The organism is Paenibacillus sp. J31R34 (assembly GCF_059383715.1).
The window spans coordinates 209221-223128 of the sequence record NZ_JBXENU010000010.1 but is presented as its reverse complement, the minus strand read 5'-3'; the positions used below and the strand labels follow the sequence as shown (position 1 = coordinate 223128).

Here is a 13908-nt window from a genome sequence, read left to right as displayed (position 1 = left end):
GTGGCGTTTCGGCCATCACGCACACTTGCAGCGAACGAAGATTAAAAGGCAAAATCAATGAATTCTTCAAGGAGCTGCTCTTGCTCCGCACTACGTGTAAGCGAAATCGTGTTCAACAGGACGTAAGGTTGTTCACAAATCTGGCTGATAATCGTTAATAAATCCTCGGCAAAATGACGAATCATGTTCGGGGTAAACAATTTCGTACAATATTCGAATTGACCGCTAATCGTGCCATCCTTCTCTACCTTCAGTTCCAGGGTCAGATCGAATCTGGCGATCGTTTGATACTGCATGAACGGTTCTACGGTCATCTCTCTGATCTCGCCAATACTTCGGTCTTCGGTGTTCTGCAGCACAAAGACGGTGTCAAACAACGGATTGCGGCTTAATTCCCAGGCAACCTGCACTTTTTCCAAAAGCTCCTCGAACGGGTAATCCTGGTGCTCATAAGCTTGAAGGGTCGTCTCCTTCATTTCCTCCAAATAGGACAGGAACTTCTTCTCTCCCGCCGGATAACTGCGGATAGCGAGCGTATTGACGAACATTCCGATCAGCGGCTCTACGTCTGTATGCGTTCTTCCCGCAATCGGCGCGCCCACGATGATGTCTTCCTGACCGGAGTATTTATGAAGCAAAACCGTATAAGCCGCCAACAGCACCATGTATAGGGTTGACCCGGTTTCCTCGGTAATTCGCTGCAATCCTTCGCTTCTCTGTTTGTCGATGACGATGCTCAGCACAGCTCCCTCAAAGCTGCGAATGGCCGGTCTGGCGAAATCGGTCGGCAGTTCCAAGCGTGGCAGTTTGCCGCTCAAAACATTCGTCCAGTAAGCCTCCTGGCGTTTCATTCGTTCGCGCTGAGCTACGGACTGTTGCCACACGGCATAATCCTTATATTGAATTCGCAGAGGGGGCAACGTCTCCTCGCTGTACAAACGAACAAATTCATCTACCACAATGTTGATGGAAATGCCATCGGAAATGATATGGTGCATATCAAACAACAGAATGTGGCGTTCTTTTTCTATTTGAATCAGCCCTACCCTCAGCAGAGGAGGCTGCTCCAGATCAAAGGTGCGGACAAATTGTCGTGAAATTTCCTCGGCTTCCTCTTCTGTTGCCTGCCTATACTCCACCGCAAAATCCACCTGCGGATATATCCGCTGTACCGGCTCGCCGTCTACCAGCTCAAACCCGGTGCGCAGCGTCTCATGACGCGCAATCAGAGCGCGGAACGACGCTTCGAAACGCGCCCGGTCGAGCGGCCCCAAAAGGAGCAGCGCTCCCGACATGTTATAGCTTAGTTCCGCTCCCTCCGTCTGCTGCAGAATATACAGCCGTTTCTGCGCCGAAGACATCGGGTAATAATCGCTTTCTTCAGCCGTAGGAATGGAGACGTGCTCCGCTTGCTCCATCCGGTTGATGGCTCCGGCCATTTCCTCGACCGTAGCGTAGCGGAACACGTCCCGCAGCGGCAGATCCACGTTTAGCTCCTTGTGGATCTTGCTGACCAGCGTGGTCGCCCGCAAGGAGTGGCCCCCGAGATCAAAGAAGTTGTCTCGAACGCCGACCTGCTCAGCCCCGAGTACCTCCTGCCAGATGCCTACCAGCTTCGCCTCCAGCGCTGTCCGTGGCGCGACATGCTCCACGCCACTCTGACCGCCTTCCGGCGCCGGCAGCGCCTTGCGGTCGATTTTGCCGTTCGCCGTGAGCGGCAGCCTCTCCAACTGCACAAAGTATGACGGGATCATGTACCCCGGCAGCTCCTGCGACAACGCTGCTCTCAGCTCGCTTGCCTTTCGCTCATCCGCCGCCGTGTAGTACGCGCACAGGGCTTTCTCCCCTCCTGCGTCCTCTCGCACCACCACGACCGCTTCCCCTATGCCTTCCGCTTTCAGCAGCTGCGACTCGATCTCCCCGATCTCGATCCGGTATCCCCGGATTTTCGCCTGATGGTCGATCCGTCCGATAAAGTCCACGTTCCCGTCCGGCATCCAGCGCGCCAGATCACCCGTCCGGTATAGACGCTCCCTTGCTTCAAACGGGCTCGGCACAAACTTCTCCGCCGTCAGCTCCGGTCGATTCCAGTAGCCTCGGGCCACGCCCGCTCCTCCGATACACAACTCGCCCAGCACGCCCACCGGCACCGGATTCAGATGCGCATCGACGATCGCAAACCGTGCGTTCAGCCACGCCTTGCCTATCGGCACGTTCCCTGTCTCCGGTAGCTTCTCCACTGGCTCCTCGTAGTAGCTCGAATCGATCGCCGCTTCCGTTACTCCGTAGGCGTTTATGATGCGGATCTGCCCGCCGTATCTCTCCTGCAGCTCGCGGTAATCCCCCACGCTGCAGCTGTCCGAGCTCGTAATCAGCAGCCGCATCGAGGGAAGATCCAGCTCCTGCTCGGCGATATACGCCATGAACGGCACGATCAGCGCCGGCGTCGATTCGAAGACCGTAATCTCGCATTCCCGTATCCAGCCGTACAGCCGGGTAGGGTCGATCCGGTCGTCCTTCGGACAAATGACCATCGTTCCGCCGTTGTACAGCGTCCGCGCGATATCCCCCACGAACACGTCGAAGGAGAAGCTCGCTAATTGCAGCAGCCGAACTGGGAACTCGTTCAGGCGGTACTCCCGGCGATAGCCATCCGCCGTATTCACCAGACTGCGGTGCTCGATCATGACGCCCTTCGGCCGTCCGGTCGTCCCTGACGTATAGATGACATAGGCCAGATCGCTCGGCTTGTTGACGTGCACCAGATTCATCCGGTTCGGGTCGTTCGACGCGCCTTCGCTATACAGCGCCTCGTCGTCCAAGCACAGCACGGTCTGCAGCGTCGTCTGCTCTTCCGCCAGCCACTCCCGCGTGCGCTCCTCTAGATGCGTCTGTGTCAACAGCACTTCCGCTCCGCTGTCCTCCAGCATAAAACGGATCCGGTCGGACGGGTAATCTGGATCGAGCGGCACATAGGCGCCTCCTGCCTTCCATACCGCCAGAACCCCGACCAGCATGTCCACCGACCGATCGGCCAGAATGCCGACCAGCTGATCCAGCTTCACCCCTTGGGCTCGCAGGCTGCGCGCCAGAACGTTCGAACGCTCGTTCAGCTCGCGGTAGGTCAGCCTCTTCTCCTCGTATACCACCGCCGTCGCCTCCGGGCTCCGCTCCGCTTGCTCCTCAAACCGGTGATGGAAGGTTTTCTCCAGCAGCGGCGACGCGGTCTCTGGATTGAATACCCGCTGAATCTGCTCCTGCTCCTCCGCCGTCAGCATGCCTAACGACGCGATTTTCGCGCCCGGATCGTTCACAATCGCGGCGACCACTTGCTCGTAGTGCTTCGCCAACCGCTCTACCGTTTCTGGTTTGTACAACGCGGTTGCGTATTCGAGGGCGCACTCCAAACCGTCGCTGCCCTCCATGACGTCAAGGCTCAAGTCAAATTTCGACACCAAATGCGCATTCGGATACAAGGCCAGTTGAAGGCCATCGAGATTGTAGGCTCTATTTTCCAAGCTTTGCAGCGAAAACATGGTGTCAAAGAGCGGATTGCGGCTCAAATCGCGAGTCAGCTGCAATTTTTCCACCAGTTCTTCGAACGGATAATCCTGGTGCTCGTAGGCACCCAAGGTCGTTTCCTTGACTTCCTCCAGATACGACAGGAATGTTTTCTCTCCGACTGGGCAGTTGCGCAGCGCCAGTGTATTGACGAACATCCCGATCAAGGGCTGCAGATCGCCGTGTGTTCTTCCCGCGATTGGCGTGCCGACGATCATATCTTCCTGGCCCGTGTACTTTTGCAGCAGGATCGTATACGCCGCAAGCAATACCATGTACAGCGTCGCGCCGTTTTCCGCCGCAATTCGCTTCAAACCCTCGCTCTTCTCGGCATCCATACGGAACTGCAGCGTATCGCCATCGTATCGCTGCACGGCTGGACGCGCATAATCTGTCGGCAGCTCTAGCACCGGCAGTTCTCCGCTAAACTGGCTCAGCCAGTAGGCTCCCTGCTTGTTCAAACGCTCGCACTGCGCTTCGGATTGCTGCCATACCGCGTAATCCTTGTACTGTATCCGCAGCTCAGGAAGCTCCTCGCCGCCGTATAAGCGGACAAGCTCCTCCACTAGGATATCCACGGACACGCCGTCGGAGATAATATGATGCATATCCAGCAGCAAGAGTTGGCTCTCTTTAGACAACTCCAACAGACCTGCACGTAATAATGGCGGCTGTCCCAGATCGAACGCTCGGGCAAAATGTCGCATCGCCTCCTGCGCTTCTTCATCACTTACTTGCCGATGCTCCAATATCAAATCCGCCTGCGGGAATATCCGCTGCACAGGCTCTCCATCCACCAGCACAAAGCCGGTTCGCAGCGTCTCATGACGCGCGATTAAAAGCCGGAAAGCTTCTTCAAGCCGTTTCCGGTCAAGTATGCCGTCAAGCCTCATAATCCCCGGCATGTTGTAGCTTTGCTCTGCTCCTTCCAACTGTTGCAGAATATAAAGCCGCTTCTGCGCTGAAGATACCGGGTAATACTCCTTTTCTTCGGTGAGCGGTATGGAGGCATACATCTTCTCTTCCATCCCGCCCATCGCCCGAGCCATTTCCTCAATGGTCGGGAGCCGGAATACGTCCCGTAGCGACAGATTGACGTTCATCTCTTTGTAGAGCTTGCTTGCCAACGCAGTCGCACGCAGGGAATGCCCCCCAAGATCGAAGAAATTGTCCCTCACTCCGATCCTTTCAGCTCCAAGCACCTCTTGCCAAATTCGCACGAGCTGCTCTTCCAGCGGTGTACGGGGCGCGATGTATTCCGCACCGGTATTCACGCTTCCCTCCGGCGCGGGCAGTGCCTTGCGGTCCGTCTTCCCATTCGCCGTCAGCGGCATCTTCTCCAGCTGCACGAAGTACGACGGAATCATGTACCCCGGCATCTCCTGCGACAGCCTTCCTCTTAGCTCGCTCACCGTCAGCAGTTTGTCCGCTACCACGTACGCGCACAGCTGCTTCTCCCCGCTTTCATCCTCGCGCGCCATCACGATTACTTCCTGCACCGACTCTACCTTCAACAGCTGCGCTTCCACTTCCCCAAGCTCGATCCGGTAACCGCGTATCTTCACTTGATGGTCGATCCGTCCCATGTATTCGATGTTGCCATCCGGCAGCCATCTCGCCAAATCCCCCGAGCGGTACATTCGCTCTCCTGGCGTAAACGGATCGTCCACGAACTTCTCCGCCGTCAGCTCTGGGCGGTTCAAGTACCCGCGCGCCAGACCTTCTCCGGCCACATACATCTCCCCTGCCACTCCCGCTGGCACGCATCGGCGGTTGCCATCCAGCACGTACACCTTCAGCGTCGGGATCGGTCTTCCGATATTGCTTCTCCCCTCGGCGATTTCCACCTCCGTGATTTCCTTGTAGGTCACGTGTACCGTCGTTTCGGTGATCCCGTACATATTGATCAACTGCGTTGCCGGGTAACGCTTCCTCCAGTCCTTCAGCTGCTGCGGCGCCAGCGCCTCTCCTCCGAAGATGACCTTTCGAAGGCTCAGCGTCTGCCCGCTCTCCGCCAGCGCTTCGCGAAGCAGCTGGTAGAAATACGTCGGCGTCTGGTTCAGGATCGTGACCCCTCGCTCCTTCAGCAGCTGCAGGAACTGTGCCGGCTGTTTCGCCGTCATCGGCGGCACAATCACCAGCTTGCCTCCATACAGCAGCGCCCCGTACATTTCCCACACCGAGAAGTCGAAGCAGAACGAGTGGAACAACGTCCACGTATCGGATGCGCCGAAGTCGAACCGGTTCTTGCTGTTGAACAGCAGCCGGACAACGTTCTTGTGCGCGATCAAGGTGCCTTTCGGCTTGCCCGTCGTTCCCGAGGTATAGATCACATAGGCCAGATCGTTCGGCTGGTTAACCGAGGCCAGACTCGCGCTGTCCGCTGCGTAGGTCTGCTCATCATCCAGAAGCAGGCAGACGCCGGCAAAGGTCGCTTTGTCCCGCAAATGCGCTTGCAGCAGCAGCACACCGACTCCCGAATCGTCCAGCATGTAGCGGATGCGCTCCTCCGGATACTCCGGATCGATCGGCACATACGCCCCACCCGCCTTCAGAATCGCGAGAATCCCGATCACCATGGAAGGAGAGCGTTCAGCCATAATGCCCACCAGCTGATCCGCCCCTACGCCTTGGCTGCGCAGGGTACGCGCCAGACGGTTCGACCGCTCATGCAGCTCGCGGTACGTCAGACGCTCGTCCTCGTACTCGACCGCGACCGCATTCGGATGCCGCTCCGCCTGCTCCTCGAACAACTCGTGAATCGTCTTCTCTCTCGGGTAATCCGCATCCGTATCGTTGAAGGCAGTGATCAGCCTGCGCTGCTCCTCTTCGCTAATAAGCGAAAGCTCGGAGATTTTCTGATATGGGCTGCGAATCATATGCTCCAAGACACAGTTGAATTGTTGAATGATCGCCTTCGCTTCATGCTCGCCAAATAGCTGCGTGCGGTAATACAGATCAACAAAGAGCTCTCCATCATCTGCAAAATCCAGCACATGAATATCAAAGTCGTTAACCGAATCCTCGGTGTAATCTTGATTCCCATATATAACTGCCTCATCCATGCGAAAGAAGCTCACTGGTCGGTATTGTATCGACACGCCAAACAACCGCTGGACATCCTGATTGCGGTGAACCTCTCGCAAGTCCTGAACGATCTTATTGTACGGATAACGCTGATGACGCAGAATGGAGGCTTGTTCTTTGGCGACATTTTTTAGAAACGAAAGCAATTCCTGCTCAGGCTCCACCAGCATCCTCGTTGCGACCGTACTGACGAACATACCGACCGTTTCTTTTTCTTTCCTTGTCGTCCGGTTCGCATACAATGTGCCAATTGCCACATCCTGCTCGCTCGTTACCTTATGCATGTAAATATATAAAGCGCTCAGAAAGAAGGTAAAGATACTGATCTGATGCTCCTCGCAAAAGGCTTTTACGCCATGATGCAGTTCCTCGTCAAGCATCCATCTCTCGACTCTTGCGTCCGTGCCCATCGTTAGCGGATTGTATGACTTCAAACTAATGGCTTCGGGCATAGTGCCGAATTTTGCGAGCCAATAGTCCTTGTCCTTCTGATAGCGCTCGGATTGCTCGTAGTCGTGCTCGACCTGAATAAAATCGATATAAGAGCTGTACTTACAAGGAGAGCTGTTGCCCCTTATGATATTTGAATAATGCTGCATGATTTCGTTTGTGGCCAAATTCATGGAGATGCCATCGGATACGATGTGATGCATCTTAAAATTGATCCACGTCTCCTCGTCCCCAATCCGTACTACAACGAACCGGTGCAGCTCGGATTCCAGCAGCTCAAGCGGAATCGACCGAAGCTCAAGCATCCTTTGCTCCGCCTGCTCCTTGCTCAAATCAATACATTCGAAATCCTTCTCCTCATAATCCCGAACGTATTGATAAGGAACTCCATTCTCCGTCTTCAATCGGATACGAAAAGAGTCGCTTTGCTCAATGACTTTGTTTATGGCTTGCTTCAAAGCATTCACATCGATGCGGCCTGTTATTTTCACTATCGCAATGATCGTCGAGGTGGTTCGATTTGGATATAGCAATTCGGTATACCAAATCCGCTCCTGGGGTTGCGTTAATGGAAATAATGGAACATTGTTGTTTTTCATCGTTTCTCCCCTTGATAAATTCTTGATTGAACCTCCGAGGTACGCGCAGCCTAGCCAGACGTCCGACGTTGTGCTACGCAACCACCAAAATGATCGCTACCAGCCAGATCGCTTGGCAGGCGCCAACGCCGTCCGTTCTTTCAGGCGGTGTTTATGTTAGCTGAGGCTGAAGTGAATCGATCAAGGTGCAGCATTCCGATACGACCTGCTTAAATATTTCGCATCCGGCAGCTAGCTCGTCCATCGAAATCGTAAGCGCAGGCATCAGCTTGACAACCATATCCTGACGTCCGGCTCGCTCGACAATCAGTCCAAGCTCATAGCATCGAGACACGATAGCTTTGGAGAGATGCTCATCCTGGCAAGCCGATACGTCGATGCCCCAAATCAATCCCATACCGCGCATCGTGATGAGTGGGTTGATCGGCAGAATATGCTCCTTCAAGTATTGTTCAACAAACTGCGCTTTACGTTCCGTCTCTGCATCCAACTGCGTCAATTCCCGGAGCTCAAGAGCCGCCGTCGCGCCAACGAACGCAAGCTGATTTCCTCGGAAGGTGCCGTTGTGTTCAGCCGGCTGCCAAACATCCAGTTCAGGCTTTAGCAGCAGCAACGACATCGGCAGACCGTAACCGCTGATTGATTTGGAGAGCACGACCAGATCGGGAACAATCCCCGCCCGTTCAAAGGAGAAAAATGAACCTGTACGTCCGCAGCCCACCTGGATATCGTCGACGATAAGCAAAATATCGTGACGGTCGCAAAGATCCCGAAGCTCCTGAAGCCACTGGGTAGGCGCCGCATTTAAACCACCCTCGGCTTGCATGGTTTCAAGGATGACAGCTGCCGGCTTGGCTATGCCCGAATGATCGTCCGTTAAAATCGCTTCCATGTAGCCGATCGTATCCAAATTGTCGATAAAACCCGTTGGGAATGGCATAAACGTAACATCATGCAGCGGCAATCCTCCCGCTTCGCGGTGGTATAGACTGCTTGTGGCGGACAAGCTTCCAAGCGACATCCCATGAAACGAACCGATGAAAGCAAACACGCCCGTCCTTCCCTTCACTTTTCTTGCCAATTTCAACGCCGCCTCTACCGCATTGGTTCCGGTAGGACCGCAAAACTGAAGCTTATAGTCGAGACCGCGAGGCTTCAGAATCTTATCTGAGAACGTCTGTAGAAAGGTCTCCTTGGCGGAAGTGTACATATCCAGTCCGTGACTAAGGCCGTCCGATTGCAGATATTGGATGAGCTGTTGCTTGATAAAATCATTATTGTGTCCGTAATTTAGCGCTCCGGCTCCGGCGAAAAAATCGATAAACGCTTTGCCGGACTCGGCGTATAATACCGAGCCTTTCGCACGCACAAAAACATCGGGAAAAGAACGGCAATAAGATCTTACATTGGATTCCAGCATTTCGAATGTGGTTGTCATAAAAAAAACCCCTCCATAATTATGAAAATGTGCATAACAAATAGACTTCGTTAATAGGCGGCGATGGACAGCAATGAGTGTGATTTCATCATTTTTATGCGGCAGTTGGTTAACGTACAACCGGACCGCTGGCGGCAACCCCCCTCATCTGAGGTGATAATTCACGCAGCACACTTCTGATGACCTCTTGTTCCTGTTTGTGGAGAAAAAAATGATTGCCCTCCAACATCTGCACTTGGAATGCACCATTTGTATGCTCTTGCCAAGCGTCAAGCGATTCAATGCTTACGTCATGGTCCTGCAATCCGCCAAAAACCGAAATCGGACAAGGAAGCACTTCTCCCGGTCTATATACATAGTTTTCAACAGCGGAAAAGTCAGCCCGCAATTGAGGCATTACAATTTCCATCAATTCATCATTCTGTAAAACTTCTTCAGGTGTGCCTTGCATGAGCTGAAGCTCTTTCTTAAACTGATCATCGGGCAATTTGTGTAGGGATTTTCTTGGATAAGGCAAGTGAGGCGCAGTTTTACCTGATACGAATAAGTGGAGTGGAGCCACATGATGCTTGAAGTGTAATTGACGAGCGGTTTCAAATGCTACTAGCGCCCCCATGCTGTGGCCAAAAAATGCGAAGGGCATATGTAAAAACGGTGTTATTTCCGAAACAAGCGAATGAACGATAGCCTCGACGGAATCCATCGGATCATCTAACATTCTGCTCTCTCGGCCTGGAAGCTGAACGGGACAAACATGAATGTGAGTCGGCAATTCTCGCTTCCAGTTACTAAATACAGAGGCTCCGCCGCCGGCGTAAGGAAAACAAAATAAGCGGAGCTTTGCAAAAGAGCCGGCGTGCGCATTCAAGAACCAGGAACTCTCTCGAGCAGTCATCTCTCTATCACCCACATCATAGTATTTATGTGGCTACTATAACAAAAATATCAAAAATATACAATTTAAAAATTGTAAAAAGCGAGTAAATAAGTCTAAATTAAACATTAAGCGACCATGAAGGCGCGTAACCATTGATTTTTATAGATATTGGGAGATTTCCCATAACGTTCTTTCACTCGCGAATCCTCACTGCCTTAAATACCTTCTCGGCATCCATAAAGATAGGTGGGATAAGGCTTTTCATTGTACCACCTTTATTCATTCCCTCCTATTTCAATTTTTGAATCTATTGATTTTTACCATTTAGGAATGATTATAGATTTTTTTGGTTATTAAACCAAAAAACTCGACCTTTTCTAAGTCGCTCCAAAATCGCGAGAAAATGGACCGAAATCCGGAATCCGGTAGACACTGATCTACAATGATGGGATACATGCGACTCTACAACATTATGATCTGCCAGCACATGGATGCCTGGCACGTCAGCCAGAAAGCGGAATGGGACCCGTTGAAAACGACAATTTGCCCTTCTGTTGCTTAAGTATTTAAAAAAGCAGGTCAAAAAATGGGCGGAATCTATCCTTTATTAAAACTGCTTTTTATCTTTTACTATTTCCATATAATCCATCTATTTCCTTTCAACCAAACGTCGATTTGATCCATTTCATTCCAAGAGGCGATTTAGGGGACCATCGGGAACGGTCGCGGGGCGGTTAGGCTGTGCAGGGTTGTCTGTCGACTATGCTTCTTGAATACTCTTCGGCAGACCAAGGACAATGGCTGCTTTTACATCGGCTTATGGAAATTACCGGTAGGCCTATTTATTCACGAAACAGATGACAGCATGCTTTCAAGAAGCATATGCACGGTTCTTTAAGCCTATTGACGGTGCGTACCAAGCCCTTGTCTATGACAACATGATGGTGGCAGTCAAACGATTTGTCGGTGATGAGAAAGAATCTACCGAAGGGCTATTGCAATTATCTGTTTACTATGGCTTTGAGTTTCGGTTTTGCAATGCTCGTAGTGGAAACGAAAAGGGGCATGTTGAGAGGACCGTTGAAGTCGAGGGTGGATAAATATGCAACACTAGTTGAATGCCATGAGTGGCGACTCGAACTGCTTCACTATCTCGAAACATTAAAGAAAAAGCCTGGCGCATTAGCTGATAGCACGGCACTTGCGCAGGCTCAATCCTACATCAAAAACATATATAAGACCTATATTCCAAAACAGGCCGAAATACACTTGCGTCAGTACGACGAAATGTTTAGAGCCCAAATGCGACCAATGGAGGAGGCGATTGCATGACTCCATCCATGCGCAAGGCTTGTTTACACGTTCCTCCTTGTTTGGGCTCTAGCTTACGTTCAGCTTATCATTTAGGCTTGCGGCTATACGCCATATTGCTCGATTTTGATCAAATTCGTCGTACCGGATAGACCAACTGGCGCTCCTGCCGTAATGACGACAAAGTCTCCCTCAGCAAGCAGTCCCGTTTGCTCCGCATCCGCCATTGCAGCATGCAGCAGCTCGTCCGTCGTGCCTGTCTTCGTGCCCTTCACCGGAATAACGCCCCATAGCAGCGCCAGCAGCGGCAAAATCTTCTCGTCCGAAGTAATCGCGATAACTGGCGATTGCGGGCGATATTTGGATACCATCCGCGCCGTAAAGCCGCTTTCCGTACGAGTAAGAATCGCTTTCGCCTTGAGCTCAAGGGATGAGCTGACAACGGCTTGGCTAATGACTTCAGTAATCGTCGTTGAAGCATTCTGACGGCGCTCTTGGAAGCCTGCGTAATAGTCCAGCTGGGATTCTGCTTTAAGCGCAATGGCAGCCATTGTAGCAACCGATTGAACCGGATATTTTCCTGCAGCCGTCTCGCCGGACAGCATGATCGCATCCGTTCCTTGCATAACCGCACCTGCAACGTCGCTCACTTCAGCGCGTGAAGGACGCGGGTTTACTTGCATGGAATCCAGCATATGAGTCGCAACGATAACAGGCTTGCCCGCTACGTTACATTTATTGATCATGTCGCGCTGCATCGATGGCACATCCTGAACTGGAATTTCAACGCCCAAGTCGCCACGGGCAACCATAATGCCATCCGATGCTGCAATGATGGAATCCAGGTTGACGACGCCCTCTTCATTTTCAATTTTCGAAATGATTTGAACATGACCGGCACCGTGCGCCTGCAGCAGCTCGCGAATTTCCAAAATATCTTCCGCTCTTCTTACGAAGGAAGGCGCAACAATATCAATATTTTGCTGAATGCCGAAGTGGATATGGCGAATGTCGCGCTCCGTTACGCCCGGCAGCGTCGTGCGGATGCCCGGCAGGTTAACGCCTTTGCGCGGCTTGATCAGACCACCGTTTACGATCGTACAGTGCACTTCCGTCGCTTCCACCGATGCCACCTCAAGATCAATCAGGCCATCGTCGAGCAAAATCGTATTGCCAGGCTTCACGACAAGCGGAAGCTCGCTATAGTTAACATGAATGCGGCGGCCATTGCCGAGCACTTCTTCCGTCGTCAGCGTCAGCGTTTCGCCAGCTACCAGTAGGTAAGAAGCTTCCTCCAGCTTGCCAATCCGCACTTCTGGTCCTTTAATATCCAGCAAAATCGGCACGATTGCATTTTCAGCAGCAGCCGCTTCGCGAATCCTCTCAATCCTCCCGGCATGATCCTCCAGTTCCCCGTGCGCCATATTCAGCCGCGCCACATTCATCCCCGATCGAATCATTTCCCTTAAGGTTTCAATAGAATCACAAGCAGGTCCCATCGTACAAACAATTTTGGTTTTACGCATGAAGTCACATTCCTCCTAAACATTTATACCCCTATTATAAACCTAGCCGTTTCAATCGACTACGAAATATAGTATTCTAAATGTAATATAGTACGGTTCAAGCGCAAACGTCTTTCGCCGTCCTTTGGCAGCAAAGCTTCCGTTTCGAGGGTGGAATATAAGCTGAATATAAGAGTGAAACTTATAATTTCTTATATTTTAAAAAAGGGGGCTAATGGCCTAAATGCTGCAAGTAACAGCGGTTCGGCAGGATAGGGGAATGGATTGGTTTTACGAAAAAAATACAAAACATACGAACGAAGCCGCGTTGATACTAGTGAGCTACGGGACCGTCGTCTATTGGATTGAGAATGAGAAGGTTATCGCCGAGAAAGGCGACCTGCTCTATATTCCGCCGAATCAAGCTTATTATGGCAAATGTGTGCCTACTGTTTTTCATGAGAAGTTTGTTGTTGCAATAACGTTGTCTGCTGCTCCCGTATTGCCGCTGCTTCAGCGCCAGACATGGGTGAAATCCCGCATTGGCATGTACGACATGCTGCTGGCCAGAATGAAGCATTTGCATGCGGAATGGCTGGAGCAGGCTGAGTATGCGAATATAATCGCTCAGTCTGTCGTAACCGAATGGCTAGCGGTCTGGAACCGCGAATGGAACAAGGGGCCCGCGATGGCCGATACGAACCAGCAGGTAGAGCGCATGAAGCATTATATTTTCAACCATTACCGTGAAAAAATTACGAAGGAGGAGCTTGGCAGCTACATTCAGAAAAGCCCCAACTATGCCGCTACCCTCTTCCGCCGTGTTACTGGGCAGACGATCAGCACCTTCGTTCACGATACGCGGATGAAAAAAGCGATCTATCTGCTCATCGATTCCATGCTGACGGTTGGTGAAGTTGCTGAATTCGTCGGCTATCGCGACGTTTCTTACTTCCAGCGGCTGTTCAAGCGTTTTACCGGAAGGACGCCGACCTTTTATTTGAAAGAGCGCGCCAAGACCCAGCCTTAAATAACCAAATAAACGAAGCATGGAGATCATAGGTTCAGCAGCAGGCTGTA

The 13908-nt window shown here is 52.0% G+C and carries 5 protein-coding genes and 1 pseudogene; 2 read left to right on the top strand and 4 right to left on the bottom strand.

The annotated features are described in order from the left end of the window. Positions 1-41 precede the first annotated feature (41 nt). The 3 genes from AC50YG_RS25390 to AC50YG_RS25380 form a co-directional block, all read right to left on the bottom strand. Positions 42-7697 carry an amino acid adenylation domain-containing protein gene (locus tag AC50YG_RS25390; protein WP_494830845.1) on the bottom strand — a complete coding sequence of 2552 codons (7656 nt, stop codon included), beginning with the start codon at positions 7695-7697 and terminating at the stop codon, positions 42-44. Positions 7698-7848: 151 nt separating this feature from the next. After that, positions 7849-9135, bottom strand: coding sequence for a diaminobutyrate--2-oxoglutarate transaminase (ectB, locus tag AC50YG_RS25385; RefSeq protein ID WP_494830843.1), 1287 nt, complete (start codon positions 9133-9135; stop codon positions 7849-7851). 109 nt (positions 9136-9244) lie between these two features. After that, a complete protein-coding gene (locus AC50YG_RS25380; RefSeq protein ID WP_473755349.1) occupies positions 9245-10030 on the bottom strand; it encodes a thioesterase II family protein in 786 nt (261 codons plus the stop codon). 779 nt (positions 10031-10809) lie between these two features. Here AC50YG_RS25380 and AC50YG_RS25375 point away from each other — a divergent pair. Beyond that, positions 10810-11257: pseudogene (locus AC50YG_RS25375) on the top strand (IS21 family transposase); the annotation flags it as partial. A gap of 170 nt (positions 11258-11427) precedes the next feature. Here the strand turns inward: AC50YG_RS25375 and pyk are convergent. Further along, positions 11428-12849: a pyruvate kinase gene (gene pyk, locus AC50YG_RS25370; protein WP_473755350.1), complete on the bottom strand. Its 1422-nt coding sequence runs from the start codon at positions 12847-12849 to the stop codon at positions 11428-11430. Positions 12850-13072: 223 nt separating this feature from the next. Between pyk and AC50YG_RS25365 the strand changes: the two genes are divergently transcribed. Continuing rightward, a complete protein-coding gene (locus AC50YG_RS25365; RefSeq protein WP_494830840.1) occupies positions 13073-13858 on the top strand; it encodes an AraC family transcriptional regulator in 786 nt (261 codons plus the stop codon). Positions 13859-13908 lie beyond the last annotated feature (50 nt).